Below are 23707 nucleotides of genomic sequence, written 5' to 3' on the forward strand. Positions count from 1 at the left end.
ATTTTTAAGAATTATTTGAAATTAAAACACAAGCTATAATTGATGCATACACTCTTACCTTTTTTGCTTGCCATGGTAGCGGCGATTGTACTGCTGAATATTTTGGGAACCAAACTGAGAATCGCCTACCCTATTCTTTTGGTTGTCGCAGGGTTATTGATCAGTTTCGTTCCGGGATTGCCAATGGTCAGGATTGATCCTGATCTTATATTTTTTATCTTTCTTCCGCCATTGTTGTTTGAGGCAGCCTGGAGCATCTCTTTTAAGGAAATGAAGAAATGGTGGCGGATAATCGGGAGCTTTGCTTTTCTCGTTGTGTTTTTCACGGCATTATCGGTCGCCCTTTTTGCCAATTATTTTATTCCGGGATTCACGATTGGTTTGGGATTCCTTTTAGGCGGAATTGTGTCTCCTCCGGATGCAGTGAGTACTGGTGCCATTACAAAATTCGTGAAGATCCCGAAATCCACCTCTGCCATCCTCGAAGGAGAAAGTCTTCTGAACGATGCCTCTTCATTGATTATATTCCGGTTTGCTCTGATAGCCGTCAGTACAGGTCAGGTCATCTGGCAGGAAGCGGCTTCCAGCTTTGTGTGGATGGTCATCGGTGGCGCAGGGATAGGACTGCTCCTAGGCTGGATATTAGTTCAGATTCATAAGATTCTGGACACAGAACCTGCTTCTGACATTGCGCTGACCATGATAGAACCTTATTTTATGTACCTCATTGCAGAGCTGTTCCACAGCTCGGGCGTTTTAGCAGTGGTTGCCGGTGGATTATATATGTCTTCCAAACGACTGGTCTTTCTCAACAGTGCCAGCCGAATCCAGGCTTACAGCGTGTGGGAAAGTTTTGTATTCATCCTCAATGGTACTGTGTTTTTACTCATCGGTTTGGAGCTGCCAGAGATTGTGGAAGGAATCCGGTCCGAAGGTGTCCCTATTCAAACAGCTATTGGCTATGGGCTTTTGGTAACCGCTGTTCTGATTGCAGCAAGAATCGTCAGTGCCTATGCTGCATTGGTAGCGACAATCATCTTCCGACCGGGTGTGATCCCAAATGCTTCATCGCCACGGAGAAGATACCTAATGCCATTGCTCCTCGGTTGGACCGGTATGAGAGGAGTCGTTTCTCTGGCTGCTGCTTTGGCCATTCCTGTCACACTGAATGGTACAGCTTTTCCCCATAGAAACCTGATCCTGTTCATCACATTTACCGTCATTTTATTGACGTTGGTGATACAAGGCCTCACTTTGCCCGCTCTCATAAAACGAAGCCGCCTGTTTGATATGTATACTGAAGAAGACGAGACGGAGACAAAACGAAAGATCAAACACGGACTGCGGCAACATGTCTATGAAAAGCTGAAACACAAATATAATAACGGATTCGGCAGTCATCCCGGCTTCGAAAGAATAATGAAACACTGGGAAGAGAAAGTGAATGCCAGCGATGAAAGCTGGATGAGCCCGGCATCTAAAAAGATCTTCTACGAAGTGCTCGAATGCCAAAGGCAATACCTGACAGAACTGAACCGCGATCCGAAAATCGATGAAGGAATCATCCGGCAGCAATTATACCAGATTGATCTGGAAGAGGAACGTATAAAAAGTATTTAAAATAACATTATATTATGAAAATATTCAGATTATCCGCAGCGCTCCTGATGCTTTCAGCATTGACTGTCGGCTGCAGCAATTGTGATACAAAAGGCAATCCCGAAAACGAACAGCTTGTGAAACATTATTTCGAGTTGTTTAACAAACACCAATGGAAAGAGCTTTCTGAGCTGTATGCAGAGCATGCAGAATTCAAAGACCCGAGTTTTGGTACAGGAACCGTAAAGCAGAGCAGACCTGATTTTGTGAAAAAGTATACGGAGCTGAATCAGATGTTTCCCAACCTGAAAGATGAAGTGAAACATATCTACGTCTCTGGCGACAAGCATATCATTGTTGAATTTGTCTCTACAGGTACTGCACCGGATCAGTCCGGATTTGAACTTCCGATTTGTACAGTTTTCACCATTGAGAATGGAAAAATTACCAAAGACTTCACCTATTACGATAACTTTGACGAACCTAAATAATGAGCCTTTTTGACGATCAGCCCGACATTATTGAAAATATTCTGCCATACGACGGCATTACCTCTTACTATGGGAAAATCTTTTCCGATGAAGAAGCCGACCATTATTTTGAAGCATTAATGACGCAGACCGAATGGAAAAGTGATCAGGCCGTCATCTTTGGAAAAGTTATAGAGACTAAAAGAAAGGTGGCCTGGTATGGTGATGAGAAATATAGCTACACCTATTCCGGAAGGACAAAAACAGCTTTGCCTTGGAACCGGACACTTCTTAAAATCAAAGAAAAAATCGAGGCCGTAAGCGGCGAAACTTTCAATTCCTGTTTACTGAATCTGTATCACAACGGTTCTGAGGGCATGGCATATCACAGCGACGGCGAAAAAGACCTGAAAGATAATGGGGCGATAAGCTCTGTCAGCTTCGGGGCAGCCAGGAAGTTCCACTTCAAGCATAAAACCACCAAAGAACTGGTATCTCTCATCCTGGAACACGGCAGCCTGTTGATGATGAAAGATGTAACGCAAAAATTCTGGCTGCACAGGTTACCCACCACAACAAAGGTCATCAGACCAAGAATAAGCCTGACGTTCCGAACCATAGACAGATCTAAATAACCGGCTTATATTTCCTGATGAAACTGAGGCAAAGCAACAGTCCTATCCCGGCCAGGCCTGCTCCCACCAGGGACGGATAATTATAAGACAAGCCCAATTCTAGGGGCAAACCGCCGAAAAGCGCGCCCAGAGAATTGCCCACATTGAAAGCGGCCTGCATAAAGGCCGACGCCATCATTTCCGAATTCTTTGCAGAACGGAGCATTATAATGTTGACAGGTGTTCCCACAGCCATTGACAAAGCACCGCAGACAAATGTCAGAACAAGGGACACCGACTGATACCCAGAGAAGAAGAAAACCAGAATCAGCGCCAGTATCATGGCACCGAGAAGAATTGCTGCTGCCAATGCCGGGCGCATCCTGTCCGCCATGATGCCGCCGAGGAAATTGCCAACCACCATCCCGGCACCGGCAAGAACCATTATGTATGCGATAGAATCCGTCCGGAACAGGGAAACATGCGTCATCAGCGGTGTGATATAGCTGAACCATGCAAACAGACCGCCAAACCCGATCCCCGTGATCGCAATGATATGCCAGGCTTTGGCAGAACGGAAGAACTCCAGCTCATCTTTCAGGGTGGTGGTGCGCAGACTATCCATATAAGGCAGCAGGAATTTGAGACCTATCAGGGTCAGCACACCCAGCACAGCCACTACCCCGAAGGCATACCGCCAGCTCAGCTGATGACCCAGCCAGGTCACGAAAGGTACCATGGCTAGATTGGCCAGGGTTAATCCGGTAAACATCATGGCAATGCTCTGTGCCTGCTTGCCGGGTTTTGCAAGCCGCGTGGCAACGACAGTCCCGACACCGAAAAACGCGCCGTGCGGCAGGCCGGAAAGGAATCTCACGACCAACATCGTATAATAATCACTCACCAGTGCAGACAGCGCATTGAACAGGATGAAGGCCATCATCAGAAAAGCAAGGATCTTCTTCGGAGGAAATTTAGCGGCATAGGCTATCAGAACCGGTGCGCCCACCACTACCCCAAGGGCATAAGCTGATATCAGATGCCCGGCCTGAGGAATAGAGATATGCAGCGATGCAGCAACATCCGGCAGCAATCCCATGATCACAAATTCTGTAGTCCCGATCCCTAATGCGCCCAAAGCCAGCGGAATTATTCTTTTATCCATTTTGCAAAATTCTTGATTTTAATGATAAAAGTCAAATTTTAACCGTTCCGCAACAGAATAGTAAGATTAAATTAAGAATTGATTAATGTTACATTCACACACGCAAGCACCGGAACAGTTCCGGGGATTTTACCGGGCACTACCTGCCGGGCATCTGCACTGCCATCACACGCCCGTTTTCATGGTTTCCTCACGCCCTTCTGGACCAACTCCCCACGGATGTCTGCACTATCTCCTCCTGCGATAACCAATGCCGGGGTGTACAAAACTGCTTGGCGGGCGAAGTCTGTCTGTTTAATTTAAATTGTTATAGTTGGTTAAAATTAGTTTGTGTTATGATTTTTCTGTTATTTTTGTATCAGTAAAAATCAAAATGCTGAACAGGATTCTCACTTTTCCGTTTGTGGTATTGATAAAGTTTTATCAATTCTTTATCTCCCCATGGCTTGGGAAAAACTGCAGATACGAGCCTACCTGTTCCCATTACACCCTGGAAGCACTCCGCGTCCATGGTCTTCTGAAAGGAGGGTGGCTGGCTGTCAGAAGAATCGCAAGCTGCCATCCGTGGGGCGGCGAAGGCTATGATCCCGTTCCCCCGAAACAACCTTAAAATCAATTATCAATGAACAATATCTTTCTTCGGTTTTATCTTATACTCTTTGCAGGCATTTTCCAGCTTTTTTCTTCGCAAGCCGCTGTTACCGACCTATCTGACGGCACATTGAAAATCAACAGTAATGAAGATCTTCCTGTAAAGATCTTCGCTTCGCAAAGAACGGATTCTTTGGCAAACCAGGCTTTCAGGAACATCCCGAATGAACTGATCATCCTGAATGAGGACAATATCAAAGCGGAATCTGCCGAAGGTCTTGCCAGCATTCAAAACATTCTAGAATCTTTCAAGGCGAATAAGTTCCAGTTCCTGGACAAGGATTTGAAACCTGTAGAACCTGTATTCGAACAAAAAAACATAGAGAACTTCAAGTATCTGCTGAAGTCTGACAAAGTGCTGAAAGCTGCAGACCATGTGGAACTAGAGACAGAATTCAACATCTGGGATCCGATGAAAGGAATTCCTCTGGGCCCGGTAACGCTGCATTTTTACAGCCTGATGTTCATCTTTGCATTCGGTCTCGGCTATGTGATCATGGCAAGGATCTTCAAAATCGACCATGTGGAGGAGAAATACCTGGAGCCGCTGTTCACGTGGACGCTTATCGGGACGATCCTGGGAGCAAGATTAGGGCATGTTATTTTTTATCAGCCGGAATTGTTCAAGGAAGACTTCCTGAGTGTTTTCTTACCCATCAGCACGAGAGGCGGGCTGCATTTTACCGGATTTGCAGGCCTTGCGAGCCATGGTGCAACCATAGCTTTGATCTTCACTACCTTATATTACAGCTTCAGAATTATCAAAAAGAATCCGTTCTGGGTGTATGACAGGATTGGGATTGTGGTGGCTCTGGGCGGTGCATTTGTACGGATGGGAAATTTCTTCAACTCGGAGATCATAGGAAAACCGGTTGATCCGGCTTCGCCATTTGCGATACTTTTTCCTCAGCAAAGCTCGGAATATGGCGTGACCATTCCACGGTATCCAAGCCAGTTGTTCGAAGCGGTAGGATACTTTTGTCTGTTTGTTTTGCTATGGTTCCTTTACAGAAAAACGGATAAGAAATACCAGCAGGGATGGCTGTTCGGGTTGTTTTTTATCATCCTGTGGGCGATCCGCTTCTTTGTTGAGTTCCTGAAGGAACCGCAGGGCGGCGAGTTCATCACGGTTGGCGGGCTGAACACGGGGCAGGTTCTGAGTATCCCTTTCATGATTGCAGGATTCCTGATCATGATCTATTCCAAGAAGTTTAAGCTTCCCAAAGAACAGGCATAAAAATAAAACTCCCGAAACCGGGAGTTTTTTTATGACGTTAAGAGACCAGCCTAGAGCATTTTATCTGGTTTCGATTTCCACGATCTTTTTACCGTTGTTTCCAAAATATTGGTTCATCAATGGTTCATAGATCTTGTAGCCATCGTCTGCATTGGTGAAAATGATAAGGCCTTGCCTGGTCTTTGGCAAAAGAAAAACAATAGTGTTCACACCTTTGTCGGCACCGCTATGAGACAAGGCAATGGCATCATTGCCCAAATCGTAAATTTCGAATCCGAGACCGAAATACTTATTCGCTTTTGTCTTGACTTGTCTGGTTTTCATGGCTTCAAAAACTGAATCTGACAACAGCTCATTATTCATCACAGCGACCAAAAACTTTCCGTAATCTTCGACAGTCGTTATGAGGTCATCTGCGGCATTCGCTGTTTTATTTTTTACAATGTCATAAGGTTTCCCATAGCTGTCATAGCCAATAACCACTCTTCCCTCATCTTTCTTTCCGTTCCAGATGTAGCTTGTATCCTTCATATCCAACGGCTGAAAAACATATTCGCTGGCCAATTGTTCCAGGCTTTTACGGAATTTTTTCTCGAGAGCTTTTCGCAGGTATTCAAAACCTTCTCCGGAGTACTGATACTTTGTTCCGGGATCAAATTCGAAATTCAGCTTACCGTCTTTATTCATCCATCGCCAATTCGGGAAGCCAGTCTGATGGCTTAATACCAATCTTGCTGTTAGCTTTTTGATTCCGGGATCATTTGCAATATCAGGATCCGTCCAATAGTGATAAAGCGGTTCATCCAGATTCCATTTTCCGAGGCTTGCCAAACGTAAAACCGTCATCGCCGTAACAGGTTTTGTCAAAGATGCAACATTGAAAAGGCTGTTATATGCCGCGGAAGCTTTGCCATCCAATGTCCCGAAGACTTTTATCTGTGTTAACTTCCCGTTCTCGATCACGCCTAATCCCAGCGTCGGAATGTGATTATCTTTCAGTAATTGCTCGATATTGTCCGCACCGTTTAACTTTGGTGCGCCGTGGTCATAACTAAGAACATCGCTCATGAACCAGTTTCCATCTTTCTTAGTCCACACTGTTGTGAATTTTGCCTGACCTCCCAAAGCATCTTCTTTTCCTTTTTCCCGAATATAAAACTGATGTTCGCCGGACTGGATGGCGCCGTACAATTCGCCGTTATTATACAACGGAAAAACTTCCAGGCTGCTTTCGATGACTTTTCGGATCGGTTTTTGGTTTGGATTTCCGCAGATGTTTTGTTTTGTTCTCTCCAGGAACAATTTCCTGTCCTGGAAACCGCCGTTATCGTGATAGAATTTCAGGTTATCATCCACAGATTTTTCCAAGTAAGCCATATCACAACGGTTGAATCCACGGTCAAAAAAAATGCTGTCCTGCTTTTTGAGTTCAAGAAATAAAGCTGAATTCTTATCAATCTGAGCCTGAACAATCCCTACTGAAAAGAATAGAATAAGTAAGAAAACGCTGTATTGTTTTGTCATAATTTTATTTTTGACAAAGATTCAGAATTAAATGATTCCGATTCAAAAAAACAGCCCGACAATAACCCGACAAGTTCCTGACAGTACTATAAAACACTGAAGTTCAGCTTATAAAAAAGATTATGTTTCTTATCCAGTTCATAAGCGTTTCTGAGAACAATGTAAATATTAGCCAGGATTAATGTAATAATTGTTACCATGACAGATTCTTTTCCGAGCTTTAGAATAACAACCAGCATAAAGATAACCGGAGCAATAATGGCTAAGATAATCTGAAGCGAAATGATTTGCCTGATGATTTCATTTTTCTGTTTAGAAATCAGCATTATCAACAAAGGCGGCAGAAAGTTAGCAACCGGAAACCAACATAAGGGCAGCGAAGAAAGGTTGATTATCTTGATTAGGGTGAAGTTTTCAGTTGGATTATTTTCTTTTAACCGGGCCGGTTCTTCAAGAATATGAACTTCCATCATGGATTCTTCTATCGGATGATCTGATATCAGCAAATCGTTTTCCGTAATCTGAAGCGTTGAAGCCAGTGTTTTCAGGGTATAACCTTTCGGCTCTGTTCCGGCTTCAATGCGTTGAATGGTTCTGACGGAAAGCCCGGATTTCTCCGCTAACTCTTCCTGGGTCAGATTTTGTTTTTCCCTGATTTTCTTTAATTCCGACATCTGATTATAAATCATGAGCGATAAATGACAATTGATTTTAAAAGCAAATTTAGCAATTCGATGAATTTTGAAGAAACTATATTTCAAATCCACAAAAAAACCTTCCAAAACTGGAAGGTTTAAAATTTATCTGGTAAAATAATTTATTTCTTGGATATCGCTCTGGAAATTACAATTTTCTGAATTTCAGAAGTTCCTTCGTAAATCTGAGTGATTTTTGCATCCCTCATCATTCTTTCCACATGGTATTCTTTCACATAACCGTAACCGCCGTGGATCTGAACTGCCTCGACTGTTGTATCCATTGCAACCTGAGATGCATACAATTTTGCCATTGCGCCGCTTTCTGAGATGTCTTTTCCTTCATCTTTTTCAGCCGCCGCTTTGTAAATCAACATTCTCGCAGCCATAATGCTTGTATGCATATCCGCGAGCTTGAATGCAATTGCCTGATGATTGATAATTTCTGTTCCGAAAGATTTTCTTTCTTTGGCATATTTCAGAGACAATTCATAAGCTCCGGAAGCAATTCCTAAAGCCTGAGAAGCAATCCCGATTCTACCGCCATTCAGAACTGCCATCGCGAATGCGAAACCGAAACCGTCTTCTCCGATTCTGTTTTCTTTAGGAACCTTCACATCCGTAAACATCAAAGAATGTGTATCACTCCCGCGAATTCCCAGTTTATCTTCTTTCTTCCCAACAACGAAACCTTCCCATCCTTTTTCAACAATAAAAGCATTGATTCCTTTATGTTTTTTCTCAGGGTGAGTCTGGGCAATCACTATATAATAAGTGGCGTTTCCACCGTTTGTAATCCAGTTTTTGGTTCCATTCAGCAAATAATAATCGCCTTTGTCTTCCGCAGTTGTTGATTGAGAAGTAGCGTCAGAACCAGCTTCCGGCTCGGACAATGCGAATGCACCAATCACATCGCCACTCGCAAGCGGTTTCAGATATTTCATTTTTTGTTCCTCATTACAGAATTTTTCCAGACCTGCGCAGACCAAAGAATTATTGACCGACATCACAACAGCTGCAGACGCATCAATTTTTGCAATCTCTTCCATTGCCAAAACATACGAAATGCTATCCAGACCGGCTCCACCATATTTAGGATCTACCATCATCCCTAAAAATCCCATTCCGCCCATTTTTTTGACAGCATCGTAAGGAAATTTTTGTTCGTTATCTCTCTCTATAACACCTTCCAAAAGTTCTGCGTTTGCAAAATCTCTTGCGGCTTGTTGAATCATTTGTTGCTCTTCTGTAAGATTGAAATCCATAAGGTTCTTTTGTTATATTTTTCGTCCGTAAATATAAACTTTTTAACAAAAAATCAAAGTAAAATGCCATATTTTGTTATATTGGAAAAAAAAATTATATTTACGATAACACAAACTTAATTTTAATAATATATTAATAAAGATATTTTATGAACGTTAAAAGAATATTCGACTTCGCTGCTCTTGCGCAGGAAAAGTTTCCGAAAGAAGACTGTCTTGTTACCAAAAAAAACGGAACCTGGATAAAAACTTCTACCCTTGAGTTCATTAATCAGGGCAATAAAATTTCCAGAGGTCTCCTAAAGTTAGGAATCAAGCCTGGCGATAAAATCGGATTGATTACTTCCAATAACAGAACAGAATGGGCAATAATGGATCTGGGAATTTCTCAGATTGGCGTTGTGACAGTCCCTGTTTACCCGACTATTTCCGAGGAAGATTACATTTATATTTTTAATAATTCTGAAATCAAATATTGTTTTGTTTCAGATGCCGATCTGTATAAAAAATTAACCAATGCAAAACCGAATATTCCTTCATTAGTCGGCGTGTTTACATTTGATGAAATTGATGGAGCACCCAACTGGAACGAAATTCTTGACCTTGGTGAAAATGAATCTACACAAATCGAAGTTGATGATCTGGCAAAAGCCATTAATCCGGAAGATCTGGCAACAATTATATATACTTCGGGAACTACAGGAAAACCAAAAGGTGTTCAGCTGACTCACAACAATCTTGTGGCTAATGTAACTGCAAGTACACCAAGAATACCGAAGGATAAAAGTATTGATTATAAGGACATTAAAGCATTGAGCTTTCTTCCGATTTGCCACGTTTTTGAGCGAATGATCTTTTATCTGTATGTCAGTAACGGAATTTCTATTTATTTCGCAGAGAGTATTGAGAAAATTGGAGATAATGTGAAGGAGGTTCATCCACATTACATGACGGTAGTTCCGAGACTCGTAGAAAAAGTTTATGATTCTATCTATAACAAAGGTACTGCTGCGGGAGGTTTAAAATCCAAGATTTTCCTTTGGTCATTAGGAATTGCAGAAAAATACGAACTGGGAAAACCAAAATCCTTGATGCACACCATTGCTGATAAACTGGTTTTCAAAAAATGGAGAGAAGGTTTGGGCGGTAATCTGATTACCCTGGTTTCAGGTTCTGCTGCATTATCAAAACGGCTGAATATCATGTTTCACGCTGCCGGAATCCCGATTCTTGAAGGTTATGGCCTGACAGAGACATCACCAGTAATTTCTGTCAACGCATTTGGAAAGGTGAAAGCCGGATCAGTCGGAATTCCGCTTGAAAATGTAAAAGTAAGAATCGAATCCGACGGCGAAATCGTTGTAAAAGGTCCTTCTGTTTTCGAAGCTTATTATAAAGATGAAGAAAAAACAAAAGAAGCTTTTACGGATGACGGCTATTTCCGTACGGGTGACATAGGAATGATTGATGAAGACAATTTCCTTTTCATCACAGACAGAAAGAAGGAAATGTTCAAAACGTCCGGAGGAAAATTCGTAGCACCACAAGTCATCGAAAATCTGGCAAAAGCGTCCAAATTCATTGAACAGATCATGGTGGTTGGTGATGGTGAAAAAATGCCTTGTGCGTTGATACAGCCTGATTTTACTTTTGTAAAGAACTGGGCAGAACTTCATCATGTCAAAATTTCTGATTCGCCGAAAGCGATTGCTGACAATCCTGCTGTAAAATCCAGAATCGAAAAAGAAATAGAAAAGATCAATGCGGGACTCGGAAAATGGGAACAGATTAAAAAGATTGAACTGACTCCAAAAATATGGACCATCGATGATGGTCTTCTCACCCCTACACTGAAACTGAAAAGAAAAGCAATCAAAGCAGAATTTCAGGATTTGTATGACAGAATGTACCGAGAATAAGTATAAGCTATCCAATGGATAGCTTTTTTTATGCAAATGTTAACATCCGGGAACTTTAGATTTATTTATATTTGCGCCAAACGTAAGCTTAAAAATATAACAATCAATGGAAGTAAAAAGGATTTTCGATATTCCTTATTATTCGAAAGCGCATTTCGAAAAAGATGATTTTGTCTGTGATAAAAGAAACGGAAAATGGGAGAAAATATCCACAGAAGATTATATCAAAATTACCAACCAGCTCTCGAGAGCTTTACTGAATTACGGACTCAAAAAAGGCGATAAAATAGCATTAATTACTTCCACCAACAGAGTGGAATGGTGTTTTTTTGATCAGGCTGCTTTACAGATCGGTGTTGTCACAGTTCCGATTTATCCTTCTATCTCAAGTGAAGACTGTATTTACAATCTGGAAAATTCTGATTCTAAAATCTGTGTTGTTTCTGATGATAAGCTGTATGAGAAAATCAATTCCATAAAAAGACAATTACCGGATCTGCAGGATATTTTCACATTCGACAAAGTCGATAATGTGAAAAACTGGAAAGAATTATTAGATCTGGGAAAAGACACTGCTATCCAGCAGGAAGTTGATTTTATTAAAAATTCTGTTTCAGAAGATGATCTCGCCTCGATTATTTATACATCCGGCACAACCGGCAGACCAAAAGGCGTGATGCTGACGCATAAAAATATCGTTTCAGATGTTCTGGGCTGCGAAGACAGAGTTCCTCATAAAGATTCTAAAAACCGTGGACTGAGCTTTCTTCCGCTTTGCCATGTATATGAAAGAATGGTCTTATACCTTTTCATGACAAATGGTATTTCCATATATTTCGCCGAAAGCAATGAAAAGCTGAGCGAAAACCTGAAGGAAGTAAAACCGCAGTATATGACCGTGGTTCCGAGAATGGTGGAAAAAGTTTATGACGCCATCTACAAAAGAGGAACTGAGGCTGGCGGAATCAAATCCAGGATTTTTCTCTGGTCTCTGAAAATTGCAGAAAATTACAAACCGGGAAAATCAAAATCTTTATCGCACATTATCGCTGATAAATTAGTCTTCAGTAAATGGAGAGATGGCCTTGGTGGCGACATTATCACTCTGGTTTCCGGTTCTGCTGCGCTTTCCAAACGGTTGAACACAATGTTTCATGCTGCCGGAATCCCCATCCTGGAAGGTTATGGATTGACGGAGACCTCACCTGTGATTGCTGTCAACAGTTTTGAGCATACCAAAATCGGTTCTGTCGGAAGACCAATCAAAAACATAGATTTGAAAGTCCGTGAAGATGGAGAAATCACTGTAAAAGGACCGACTGTTACACTAGGTTATTACAAGGATGAAATGCAGACAAAAGAAGCTTTTACAGAGGATGGTTATTTCAAAACAGGTGATATAGGAATTCTGGATGAGGATAATTTTCTTTTTATCACGGACAGGAAAAAAGAAATGTTTAAAACTTCGGGGGGAAAATATGTTGCGCCTCAGGTAATTGAAAATCTGGCCAAAGCCTCCCAGTTCATCGAACAGATTATGGTAGTCGGCGATGGTGAAAAAATGCCGACGGCTTTGGTTCAGCCGGATTTTGAATTCGCAAAAAACTGGGCTTTGAAAAATAATATCAACATTGGAAATACTCCGGAAGAAATCGCAGGTTCTAAAGATTTAAAATCCGAGATAGAAAAGGAAATTGCAAAAATCAATGAACATTTAGGAAATTGGGAACAGGTCAAAAAGATCGAACTGACACCGGAGATCTGGACCGAAGATAACGGACTTCTGACCCCGACGCTGAAACTGAAAAGAAAGGCTATCAAAGCCTACTTTATCAAGTTATATGATAAAATGTATGACAGATAAAAACCATCAATGATAAAAAAATCACAATAAATGCTTATAACCCGAACAGAATTAATAAAAATCTGTGACAAATATATTGCCGAGGAACTCAGCAAGGATGAGCTCATTCATTTTGCAAGAACGGTAATGTTTGATGATGAAAACAGGTTCGAATGTGAAGATGAACTGGTAGAAGATATATTATCTCAATGGGATTATGCGAAAACCCAATCAAAAATCAATATGAAAAGTATTCAGTTTTTGCGGGATGCACTTCTGGAAATTGAATAATTTTATAATTAAAAAAATTCCCCGGATAATCTCCGGGGAATTTTTATTTCTGCGATTAAACCATATTTTTACTTGGTCAACAACAAAGAAACCCACTCCTCTCTCTGGATTTTTTTATCGAGCTTCAGATTTTGTTCGGTACAAACCTCCAGAATATCATCCACATCAAAGAAACAAAGTCCGGAAAGTAATAGTTTTCCGCCATCCTCCAAAACGGAAACATAAGTCGGGATGTCGGAAATCAGGATATTCCTGTTGATGTTAGCTAAGATAATTTCAAATTTTTCCTTGCCTAAATTATCCGCAGTTCCCAGTTCAATATCCAATTCTACATTGTTACGTTGTGCATTTTCTTTGGAATTTTCTACAGACCATTCATCAATATCAATAGCCACGGTTCTTCCCGCTCCTTTTTGTTTGGCAAAGATTGCTAAAACCGAAGTTCCACAACCCATATCCAGTACTTTTTTGTTCTCCAGCTCCATCTCCAGCATTTGCTGAATCATCAGATGTGTCGTCGGATGATGACCTGTCCCGAAAGACATTTTCGGTTGAATTACAATCTCGTTCATTTCCGGATTCGGTTCGTGGAATTCTGCCCGGATCAGGACTTTATCTTCAACATTGATAGGCGAAAAATTCTTTTCCCATTCCTCATTCCAGTTGATATTCGGCATCTCTTTGTAGGTGTAAGAAATCTCCACTTCCTTGTTTTGCAGAAGGTAAATATTTTGCAATTCTTCTTCGTTAAAAAGATCTTTTTGGACATAACCAAGAATGCCGTCATATTCTTCCGTGAAGCTGTCAAAGCCGATTTCTATAAGCTCTGCCATTAATATTTCGTTCCAGGGTTGTAGAGGTTTTATTTTGAAATTGAATTCTAAGTAAGCTGCCATTGTATAATTTTTTGCAAATTTAGGTTATTTTAAATTTTAAGAAAATGAGAGTTTATCACAAATGCGCAAGGAATATATTTATAAAAAAATTTAATTTTCTTGTGCCTTATAACAACTTATGAATAAAAAGAATATTTGCTTTTGGGTTAAACTAATTCATCTTAATCTGATACGTAAATCCAACGTGGAACCATCGTCCAGGCATTGGAACCAGATTAGTTTCCACATATTTCGCATTCGTCAGATTGTTGATTAACACGTAGAAATTGAGGTCTTTGTATCGGAAATTCAATTGTTCATCCAGCGTATTGTAACTGCCGAGATTCACACGTTCCGTATATCGGTAAATCAACTGATTGCTGAAAAAATTCAGAAACTTCAAATCGATCTGACCTACTAATTGATGCCTCAGATTCTGTAAACTATATCTCGAAAATGCTTTATCAACATCCAGATTATCGAGATAAGTATAATTGATACGATAATTCAGAAATGTAAAAAGTTGGTGTTTAAATTCTGTCTCAAAACCTTTCAAATGAATTTTCGCTACATTTTCGGCTATCCAAGGACTATTTGGTGTATCTTTTTGCCAATCGATTCCGCTTTTGGTATTTCTTATGAAACCGCTGACTTTCGCCAATATTTTCTTATTTTGGAAGCGATAACCCAGCTCTGAAGAAACAGAATTCTCAGGAATCAGATTAGGATTTCCCCGCTCAGTCGGGCTTACATAATATAAATCAGTGAAAGTGGGAATCCGGAAACCTTTAGAAATCGTTCCGAAAATTTTATGATCTGAATTAAAGACATAACCAACATCCATTCCCGGATAAAAGAAATTATCTCCCGAATAACTTGCCCAGCTTGCGCCGGGATTCACTTCCAGTTTTTGATTAAATAATTTAAACTGATGGTCAAAAAACAATTGTGTTATGTCTCTTTTTCTCTTTCCAAGATTACTGCTGGTTAAAAATTCCCTTCTGTAGTCCACACCAAAATTGGTGATTCCGAGTGAAGATTCATAAGATAAATTGATGGTTCCGCCAGCGTTATTACCGATGTGCATATTCCTGTAAAACAAAGGATTTTCACGCTTCAGCAAGTACATATCCTGACCTCTCCTCCAATAAAGACTGGAATTAACCGAAAGTTTCCGGAACTTCTGCTGATATTGTAAGCTAACCACAGAAGCCTGGGTTTCCTCGTATTGATTGGTGTAAGATGGCGATGCGTAAAAACCATTTGCCCCAAATTTCTTCTCAGAGAAACCGGCTTGCAAGCTAAAATTTCCTTCATTCAGCCTTAATTTGTTTTGATAAAAAACATTCCTGATTTGATAATCCGTATTGAAACGATAACCGTCCGATGCACCATTGCTCACCGTTAAAAGATTGGAAAATTTTTCCGAACCGAATGTTCCTGATGCCGACAAATCATAGGCCTTAAAATCGCCACCATGCGCTTTCACGGTCACTTTTTCATCCGAAGAAGATTTTGTCACAATATTGACAACACCTGCAAAAACATTCTGTCCATAGAGTTTTGCTGATGAACCTTTCATAATTTCGATCCGCTCGACCGCCGAAATATCAAACGGAATATTGAATGTATTATGACCCGTCTGCGAATCGTTCATCCTGATACCGTTAATCAAAATCAAAACCTGTTCAAACGAACTTCCCCGAATCGAAATATCACTCTGGACACCGTTGGAACCTCGTCTTCTGATATCCAATCCGGAATGGAACTGCAATAACTCATCGATGCTTGTCGCCGGACTATTTTCGATCTCTTGCTTGGTGATGACCGTCACGTTTTCATTCACATTATTATAAGGAGTTGATAAAAACCGGCCTTGTAGTTGAACCTCATCGATTCCCTTTTCCTGATTCTGCGACCATAAATTCTGCTGAACAGCCAATACAGAAATTGCAAGAATTATTTTTTTCATAAGTAGATTTATTATTTTGAAAGACCAGGCAATCATTCGATCTTATAGTAATTCCCTTCAGATAATCGGGCGCAAAGATAATTTTTCTATGCAAAACCATCGAAACAAAAATCACGAAAACGGGTAATTGCATAACATTATTTTTTGATAGAGATTTGGTTTCAGAAACTTAATGATAACCGAAAGCCGAAGCGGTAAAAAATAGGCTAACAAATAAAAAATTAGATTATGAAAGCAAAATTACAGGAACAAGACTTCAAAAATGCAGCAAAAGCACTTAACTGCGAAGTGGCTGCTATCAAAGCTGTTGCAGAAGTAGAATCCAGATCAGACGGTTTCCTGCCAACAGATGAGCCGGTCATTCTTTTCGAAAGACATATTTTTTCGAAACTTACAAAAGGAATATTTGATAAGTCCCATCCGAATATCTCCAATCCGACATCAGGTGGCTATGGAACAGTTTCTCAACAGCACAAAAGATTGCAGACAGCTGTGGCATTAGACAGGAATGCGGCTTTAATGTCCGCATCGTGGGGAAAGTTCCAGATTATGGGTTTCAATTTTACATTAGCTGGTTATAATAGCCTTCAGCAATTTGTCACAGCAATGTACAGCTCAGAAGCTGAGCATCTTAGCGCATTTGTACAATACATCAAAAACACTTTTCTGGATGATGAACTTCGCGATAAAAGATGGACTGATTTTGCAAGAAAATATAACGGACCATTGTATTATAAAAATAAATACGATACAAAACTGGCAGCCGCTTACAAAAAATATAAAAATTAAAAAGATGGAGGACAGACTTGAACTAATGAAAAAATATGCTAATTACTATAGACCAGAAAGATTTACATATCTAATTATCAGCATCTTGGTTTTTATAGTATTGCTTTTTTTCGTCGTTTATCAAATTTGGAATGATAAGACAAATCTGGGACAGACACTATCACTGATGTCCGCATTTTTCGGAACGGGCGGCATTTTGACTTATTCTATTTCTCAATTATTCAAATTTATGGATAAGGTTGATGAAAATATAGGAAGATATTATTCTGACAATGCCGGAAAACCTGAAATAAACTGATGGTATGGAAACAACTTTTGTAAAAACAAGAAGAGAACAATTATCGTTTTTTGGATTTATTTTCCTTGCTTTAGGATTTATTGGACTCCTGTTATATGGTAATTATATGAATAACGTACTGGATAAAAAAATTCAGAACCTGAAAGATGAGCAGGCAAAATTTGAATTAAAGAAAAAAGAAAATTCACAATTAACAATGCTGATTCCTAAAAAAGATTCGGCAAAACTGAATAAAATTATCGAAATTTCCAAAACCCAGATCAATGCTGTAGAAACAAAGACTATTCTGAAAACTGATGAAAATACTAAGTCCGTAGTCTATATACAAGTAGGAAGCGAAAAGACTTTGGCCTCTCTTAAACAAGAAGACTTCATCAATAAAATAAGCGGTGACGGATATAAAGTAATAGATGAATATGATCTGGAAGAAGGCAAGGCGAATAATCAGATAAGGTTCTTCAATCTTGAAGATAAAATCCTTGCAGAAAATCTGTCTGTCAGAATAAAAAGGAATTTCCCGGAAATTATTCTGACCACAAAATTTGTAAAGCTGCCTAAGACCAGGATACCAGCCGGACAATTGGAAGTATGGATCGAATAACCCATACTCACATCTAATCTATATTGCCAAAGCCTTATGTCTTTGGCAATAATTTTTAGCATTAAAATCATTTATATTTTCGTAAATTTGTAGGTCTTATTTTTACTATGGCTACAGCTTCTGAAATCGATATCAAAAAATATATTTTCGTTAAAAACGCACACCTCAACAACCTGAAACACATCGACGTTCTGATTCCGAAGAACAAGCTGATTGTGATCACAGGTGTATCGGGAAGTGGAAAATCATCACTGGCTTTCGACACCATTTATGCCGAAGGACAAAGGCGTTATGTGGAAAGTCTGAGTTCCTATGCACGTCAGTTTTTGGGTAAATTGGAAAAACCAAAAATTGATGATATCAAAGGTTTGGCTCCATCGATTGCAATTCAGCAAAAAGTAATTTCTTCCAATCCGCGTTCTACGGTCGGGACTTCTACGGAGATTTACGATTATATGAAATTACTGTTCGCCAGAGTTGGAAGAACTTATTCGCCGATATCGGGCGAGGAAGTGAAGAAAGACAGCGTGACGGATGTGATAGATTTCATCAAGGCTTCCAAAAAAGATTCCACTTTTTTATTGTTAACACCTTTGACCTTCGAGAAAGAAATATTTGCTGAATTACTTAAAACCCTTAAAGTTTCAGGTTTCACCAGATTGGAAGTGAACGGAAATCTTGCCGGAATCGAGGATTTGGAATCTTTCGGATTCACGCCCGAAAAGGATATGACGATTAATCTCGTGATCGACAGATTCAGTTATGAGGAAGATGAGAATTTCCTGCAACGTTTAGCAGATTCTATCCAAATGGCTTTTTATGAAGGTCACGGCTATTGTTCACTTAAAAATACAGAAACAGGGAAAACCCGTGAGTTTTCCAATAAATTTGAATTAGACGGCATCGTTTTCAACGAACCGAATGTTCATTATTTCAGCTTCAACAATCCTTATGGTGCTTGCCCGACTTGCGAAGGTTACGGAAAAGTGATTGGGATTGATGAAGATCTGGTGATTCCGAACAAAAACCTGTCGCTTCACGAGGATGCAGTCGCTTCATGGAAAGGCGAAAGCATGAGCGAATGGAAAAAGGATTTCATAAAAAAAGCTAAAGACTTCCCTATTCATAAGCCTTATCATCAACTGACCAAAGAGCAGAAACAATATCTTTGGAAAGGCGACAAAACCAGAAATTTCCCGAGCATTGATAATTTTTTCAAAATGCTGGAGGAAAATCTATACAAAATCCAATACAGGGTGATGCTTTCCCGTTACCGTGGAAAAACCATTTGCCACGAATGCGAAGGCCTGAGATTGCGAGAAGAAACAAGCTGGGTAAAAATAGACGGACATAATATTCAGTCTTTGATCGAATTGCCTTTGGATGAACTGCTTCCATTAATCAAAACTTTAAAACTCAACGACCACGACAGAGAAATAGCCAAACGACTGACTTACGAAATCGAAACAAGACTAGAATTTTTGACGAAAGTTGGTCTGGGTTATCTGACACTAAACAGAACATCGAACACTCTTTCCGGCGGAGAAAGCCAGAGAATTAATCTGGCAACCAGCTTAGGAAGCTCATTGGTTGGTTCCATTTATATTTTGGATGAGCCAAGTATTGGTCTGCATTCAAGGGATACAGAAAATCTGATTGGTGTTTTGAAACAATTGCGAGACCTGGGAAATACCGTGATTGTTGTTGAACATGATGAAGACGTAATGCGAGAAGCAGATTATATTATCGATATTGGTCCGGAAGCGGGTTATCTTGGTGGTGATTTGGTTTTCAGTGGCGATTATAAGGAAATGATGAAATCCGATACTTTGACAGCGAAATATCTGAATGGCGATTTGGAAATCGAAATTCCTGTAAAACGAAGAAAGACAAAAGAATTTATTGAAATAAAAGGTGCTCGTCAAAATAATCTGAAGAATGTTGATGTCAATATTCCATTGGAATGTCTCACTGTTGTCACCGGCGTTTCCGGAAGTGGAAAATCAACACTGATGAAAGAAGTGATGACAAATGCGATTCAGATTCAACTCGGAATGGGTGGAAAAAAAACGGATTATGATTCGGTAGAATTTCCAAAAAAACTGATTCAGAATATCGAATTGATTGACCAAAACCCGATTGGAAAATCATCCCGTTCCAATCCTGTGACTTATCTGAAAGCTTATGATGATATCCGTGACCTTTTTGCTAAACAAAAATCTGCGAAAGTTCAAGGTTTGAAACCGAAACATTTCTCTTTCAACGTAGATGGCGGACGATGCGACGAATGTAAAGGCGACGGTGTGATTACTGTTTCGATGCAGTTTATGGCAGACATCGAGCTGGAATGTGAAGTTTGCCACGGAACACGCTTCAAGAAAGAAATCCTCGAAATAAAATACGACGAGAAGAACATTTCCGATATTCTTCATATGACGGTTGATGAAGCGTTAGAATTTTTCAAAGAAAACCATGAAGAAAAAATCGCTACCAAACTAAAACCACTTCAGGATGTTGGTTTGGGTTATCTTCAACTCGGTCAGTCCTCTTCTACTCTTTCCGGTGGAGAAGCGCAGAGAGTAAAGTTGGCGTCTTTCCTTGTAAAAGGTGTGACGACGGAAAAAACTTTATTTGTATTTGACGAGCCTTCAACTGGTTTGCATTTCCACGATATCAAAAAATTATTGAAATCGCTTCAGGCATTGATAGAATTAGGACATTCGGTGGTGGTGATTGAACATCAGCCGGATATAATCAAGTGTGCAGACCATATTATAGATGTTGGCCCCAATGCAGGAAAATACGGTGGCGAGATAGTTTTCACAGGGACACCGGAAGATTTGATTAAAGAGAAAAAATCTTTTACTGCGAAGTATATTGCGGAGAAACTAAAATAAAAAGAGAGTCAAATGACTCTCTTTCTTTTATAAGTTATACAAAAATGGACTTTTCTTAAAATAAGTTTTATCATCAATCTGAGAAATCAAAAATTCCGACAAATCATTTGCACTAATATTTTCACCAATGCAATCATGTAAATTAGTTTGAGTTGCAAAACTTTCATCAGTCTGAATTATCAAAGGTAATCTTACCAAAGTCCAATCCAAATTACTTTCTGTCAGAAGTTCATATTCCTTTTGTTTATCCAAAGTTGTTTCAGGATAATTCTGATACATCCATTCGGTTGCCATTTTAACTTTTTCATTCTTGTTGTCGAATGGTGTGTTGACATTCAGACCTGTTATCACGATATATCTTTTGATTTCGTTAGAATTCAGAAATAGTATAACATTTTTCGTTGATTCAGAAAATATTGATTTTTCTCCCTTAGGCTGGCCAATTGTACTAATTACAGTATCGCAAGTTTTTATTAATTCATTAACTGAATCATAATCCCTTGCATCACCTTTTACAATTTCGATTAAAGGATTTTGATCTGGAAAATTCTCTGGATTTCTTAAGAGTAATTTGATTTGGTAACCTTTTTCAATAAGTTTTCTTACAAGAAAGCTTCCTGCCTTTCCTGTTCCGCCAATGATGGCAATTTTATGTAGTTTCATTATAATTCTCTTTAAATTGTATTAGAAAATAAAAATTTTAGAAATCAATAGATTTGATTCCTCATATCTCAGACTTTTATAGAAATAAGCCTGATAAGATGTGATATTTTATAAAGAGATTGTAATGGAACAAAAGTATTAAATTATTTTATATTCTCACAAAAAAGAACTTTGCTATGAGTTATCCACAAAAAAATGTGGATAAGTATGAAATTTTAACATTCAGTTTACATTTTGTATTGTTTTTCTTTTTAAATTTACAATAGAGATTTAGGAAATGAACACAAAATTTGCTTTTGATCCAATCGGAATTACTCAAATTAAATTTGATATAAAAATTTAAGGGATAGCATTGTCGGCTGTCCTTTTTTGTTGTTGTCTAACTAAAAAATGAGATGTTTTTATCTACTGAACCGGCTTCTAAAGAGTCGGTTCTTTTATTTTCAAATGCTTCGACTCCACTTAGCCTGACAATTTAAGAAATGTCACACTGAGCGGAGTCGAAGTGTTTTCAATTACAAAAAAAAAACCACTTCTTTCGAAGCAGTCTTTCTTTTCATTTTTACAATTTACTTATTTTGAAGCATTCACATTGATACCAATTTCAATATCTTTACTGATCATCCATTCAGCAGGGTCAGTTTCATCAGTCCCGAATTTGATTCCCCAATCTGCTCTGTTTACAGTAAATTTAGCTTCAACACTAGCTTTACCTTCAGCAACAGTTACTTTCGCAGGGAAAGAAACATTAAGCGTTTTTCCTAATAATGTCAAGTTTCCGCTCACCGTTTTGTTAGCGCCTGCAACCGCATCTTTCGGCAAATCTCCAGCTAAATCAGCTACAGAAGTGATTTTGAAATCTGAAGTTGGGTTTTTAGTAACGTTGAAGAAATCTTCATTCTTAAGGTGTGCTTCCAGATCAGCCGGTTTTTTGTCAGCTTCGGTTACAGATGCAGGGTCAACTTTCAAAGAAGTCATATCGATTACGAAATCTCCAGAAGTTACCGCATCATTTTCAACAGTGATTTCACCAGACTTCAGGTTAAGAGTTCCCCAACGTGGCGCAAAACCGCCTTTGTGAAAAGCTTTCCAGTTTACGTTGGATGTTGCCAAATCTACGTTGTATGCTTCACCTGTTTTTGCTGCAACTTCCTGTGCATCTTTCACTTTTTCTTTTTTGTCATTACAAGCCGTAAACATCAAAGTAGCGCCTGCCAATGCCAATACCGTTAATTTTTTCATAGATAATATTTTAAATTAATATTGATTTTTCTTGCAGCAAAAATAAGACCTTAAATCTTCACACCGCATTGATGTACATCAAGAAACTTTTTTTAAGACACAAAAGACACAATATTTTTGCAGAAGAATAAATTCATATTCAATAATAAAATCAATTATGTTCTTCGTGAAAACTTTTTGACTTTTGTGGTAAAAAATATCACTCGAATTCCTTGGAAACACCCAATCCAAACAAAGCAAAATCGTAAACCGCCGGGTCAACAGCATTATATTTCCTGAGAATGAAGTCCAGTTCTTCCACCGCTTTCCAATCGTTTTGTTTTCTGGTAAGAATTCCTAGTTTTCTTGAAATATTCGCAGTGTGAACATCCAGTGGGACAGAAAGATACTTCGGGTCAATCTTTTCCCAAATACCGAAATCAACGCCTTTTTTATCTTTCCGAACCATCCAGCGCAGAAACATAATCAATCTCTTGGAAGCAGAATTTTTGTAAGGCGAACTCACGTGTTTTTGTCCACGATGGACTTCCGAAATAAAATGATTTCTGAAACGCTCGATAGAATGAGAGAAATTGCTTTCATTTTCATTGATTAGAAACACATCTTCCAGACTTTCAAACTGTGTATAAATTCGTCTGAAATTCTTGAGAAAGAAAACAAAATCTTCGTGGTTGAAAGTTCTGTGAATCGCTTTTTGGGGAATTCTATCCAAATCAGAATCAGTAAAATTCATTACGAAATCAAACGGCGAATTTCCCATCAATTCCATCATTTTGTTCGCATCATTGATGATCGATTTTCTATTTCCCCAAGCGATACTTGCGGATAAAAATCCAGAAATCTCGATATCCTGTTTCAAAGAAAAACGATGCGGAATCTGAATCGGGTCATCGGTAATAAAATCCGGAGAATTGTAGAGTTCTGCTTTTTCATTCAGCAAATCGAATATATCTTTTTCGGTTAAATTCATAATCAACTGCAAATGTCCAAAAAAAATGTCACTCCGAAAGAATCCGTTTGCTGAGTTTCTTTCAGAATGACAATATTGAGTTTTTATGTTATTTTTAAAATTAAAGAAAGAATTCACTTCTTACTTC

Annotated in this window: 21 protein-coding genes; 12 read left to right on the top strand and 9 right to left on the bottom strand. The window is 39.2% G+C overall.

From position 1 onward, the window contains the following. The first annotated feature begins 42 nt into the window (after positions 1–42). The 3 genes from BUA97_RS12760 to BUA97_RS12770 are packed head-to-tail and all read left to right on the top strand — an operon-like array spanning position 43 to position 2704. Complete coding sequence (locus BUA97_RS12760; RefSeq protein ID WP_072998840.1) at positions 43–1620, top strand: Na+/H+ antiporter; 1578 nt, start codon at positions 43–45, stop codon at positions 1618–1620. Between the two features lie 14 nt (positions 1621–1634). Continuing rightward, positions 1635–2090: a nuclear transport factor 2 family protein gene (locus tag BUA97_RS12765; protein WP_221405662.1), complete on the top strand. Its 456-nt coding sequence runs from the start codon at positions 1635–1637 to the stop codon at positions 2088–2090. Beyond that, positions 2090–2704 carry an alpha-ketoglutarate-dependent dioxygenase AlkB family protein gene (locus BUA97_RS12770; RefSeq protein WP_072998842.1) on the top strand — a complete coding sequence of 205 codons (615 nt, stop codon included), beginning with the start codon at positions 2090–2092 and terminating at the stop codon, positions 2702–2704. Before BUA97_RS12765 ends, BUA97_RS12770 begins: the two co-directional genes overlap by 1 nt. Here BUA97_RS12770 and BUA97_RS12775 read toward each other — a convergent pair. Beyond that, entirely contained in the window at positions 2697–3848 is a 1152-nt protein-coding gene (locus BUA97_RS12775) for an MFS transporter (protein ID WP_072998844.1), read from the bottom strand. The two genes, BUA97_RS12770 and BUA97_RS12775, sit on opposite strands and share 8 nt — an antisense overlap. A gap of 373 nt (positions 3849–4221) precedes the next feature. On the opposite strand from BUA97_RS12775, the gene yidD reads away from it, so the two are divergent. Together yidD and lgt are read left to right on the top strand one after the other, a co-directional pair. After that, the gene (yidD, locus tag BUA97_RS12780) at positions 4222–4458 is read left to right on the top strand and encodes a membrane protein insertion efficiency factor YidD (protein ID WP_072998846.1); all 237 of its coding nucleotides are present in this window, start codon (positions 4222–4224) and stop codon (positions 4456–4458) included. 417 nt (positions 4459–4875) lie between these two features. Next, complete coding sequence (lgt, locus tag BUA97_RS12785; protein WP_394332931.1) at positions 4876–5736, top strand: prolipoprotein diacylglyceryl transferase; 861 nt, start codon at positions 4876–4878, stop codon at positions 5734–5736. A 60-nt stretch (positions 5737–5796) separates the two neighbouring features. Here the strand turns inward: lgt and BUA97_RS12790 are convergent, their stop codons facing one another. The 3 genes from BUA97_RS12790 to BUA97_RS12800 form a co-directional block, all read right to left on the bottom strand. Further along, entirely contained in the window at positions 5797–7260 is a 1464-nt protein-coding gene (locus BUA97_RS12790) for a serine hydrolase (protein WP_072998848.1), read from the bottom strand. Between the two features lie 86 nt (positions 7261–7346). Further along, positions 7347–7934, bottom strand: a complete 588-nt coding sequence (locus BUA97_RS12795) for a helix-turn-helix domain-containing protein (protein ID WP_072999399.1) — start codon at positions 7932–7934, stop codon at positions 7347–7349. Between the two features lie 143 nt (positions 7935–8077). Further along, entirely contained in the window at positions 8078–9220 is a 1143-nt protein-coding gene (locus BUA97_RS12800; protein WP_072998850.1) for an acyl-CoA dehydrogenase family protein, read from the bottom strand. Positions 9221–9369: 149 nt separating this feature from the next. Here BUA97_RS12800 and BUA97_RS12805 point away from each other — a divergent pair, with 149 nt between their 5' ends. The 3 genes from BUA97_RS12805 to BUA97_RS17025 all read left to right on the top strand — a co-directional run bounded on the left by BUA97_RS12805 (position 9370) and on the right by BUA97_RS17025 (position 13273). Continuing rightward, positions 9370–11139: an AMP-dependent synthetase/ligase gene (locus BUA97_RS12805; RefSeq protein ID WP_072998852.1), complete on the top strand. Its 1770-nt coding sequence runs from the start codon at positions 9370–9372 to the stop codon at positions 11137–11139. A 106-nt stretch (positions 11140–11245) separates the two neighbouring features. Beyond that, positions 11246–13003: an AMP-dependent synthetase/ligase gene (locus BUA97_RS12810; RefSeq protein WP_072998854.1), complete on the top strand. Its 1758-nt coding sequence runs from the start codon at positions 11246–11248 to the stop codon at positions 13001–13003. A 30-nt stretch (positions 13004–13033) separates the two neighbouring features. Beyond that, positions 13034–13273 (top strand): hypothetical protein, encoded by a 240-nt coding sequence (locus BUA97_RS17025; protein ID WP_139258314.1) that lies wholly within the window; start codon positions 13034–13036, stop codon positions 13271–13273. A gap of 68 nt (positions 13274–13341) precedes the next feature. Here the strand turns inward: BUA97_RS17025 and prmA are convergent, their stop codons facing one another. After that, entirely contained in the window at positions 13342–14169 is an 828-nt protein-coding gene (gene prmA, locus BUA97_RS12815; RefSeq protein WP_072998856.1) for a 50S ribosomal protein L11 methyltransferase, read from the bottom strand. Positions 14170–14320: 151 nt separating this feature from the next. Beyond that, positions 14321–16120 carry a TonB-dependent receptor plug domain-containing protein gene (locus BUA97_RS12820; RefSeq protein WP_072999401.1) on the bottom strand — a complete coding sequence of 600 codons (1800 nt, stop codon included), beginning with the start codon at positions 16118–16120 and terminating at the stop codon, positions 14321–14323. Between the two features lie 228 nt (positions 16121–16348). Between BUA97_RS12820 and BUA97_RS12825 the strand changes: the two genes are divergently transcribed. The 4 genes from BUA97_RS12825 (at position 16349) to uvrA (ending at position 20705) form a co-directional block, all read left to right on the top strand. After that, positions 16349–16909, top strand: coding sequence for an N-acetylmuramidase family protein (locus BUA97_RS12825; RefSeq protein ID WP_072998858.1), 561 nt, complete (start codon positions 16349–16351; stop codon positions 16907–16909). 4 nt (positions 16910–16913) lie between these two features. Continuing rightward, positions 16914–17207 (top strand): hypothetical protein, encoded by a 294-nt coding sequence (locus BUA97_RS12830; RefSeq protein ID WP_072998861.1) that lies wholly within the window; start codon positions 16914–16916, stop codon positions 17205–17207. Positions 17208–17211: 4 nt separating this feature from the next. Next, entirely contained in the window at positions 17212–17808 is a 597-nt protein-coding gene (locus BUA97_RS12835; protein WP_072998863.1) for a hypothetical protein, read from the top strand. Between the two features lie 107 nt (positions 17809–17915). Beyond that, on the top strand, positions 17916–20705 hold the full coding sequence (gene uvrA / locus BUA97_RS12840; protein WP_072998865.1) for an excinuclease ABC subunit UvrA: 2790 nt from the start codon (positions 17916–17918) through the stop codon (positions 20703–20705). A 27-nt stretch (positions 20706–20732) separates the two neighbouring features. On the opposite strand, the gene BUA97_RS12845 is transcribed toward uvrA, so the two are convergent. From BUA97_RS12845 to BUA97_RS12855, 3 genes are all read right to left on the bottom strand, one after another. Beyond that, complete coding sequence (locus tag BUA97_RS12845; RefSeq protein WP_072998868.1) at positions 20733–21368, bottom strand: NAD(P)-dependent oxidoreductase; 636 nt, start codon at positions 21366–21368, stop codon at positions 20733–20735. 573 nt (positions 21369–21941) lie between these two features. Beyond that, complete coding sequence (locus BUA97_RS12850) at positions 21942–22610, bottom strand: YceI family protein (protein ID WP_072998870.1); 669 nt, start codon at positions 22608–22610, stop codon at positions 21942–21944. Positions 22611–22809: 199 nt separating this feature from the next. After that, the gene (locus BUA97_RS12855) at positions 22810–23580 is read right to left on the bottom strand and encodes a TIGR02757 family protein (RefSeq protein ID WP_072998872.1); all 771 of its coding nucleotides are present in this window, start codon (positions 23578–23580) and stop codon (positions 22810–22812) included. Positions 23581–23707 lie beyond the last annotated feature (127 nt).

Origin of the sequence: Epilithonimonas mollis, from assembly GCF_900142325.1 — a bacterium.
Classification (GTDB): domain Bacteria; phylum Bacteroidota; class Bacteroidia; order Flavobacteriales; family Weeksellaceae; genus Epilithonimonas; species Epilithonimonas mollis.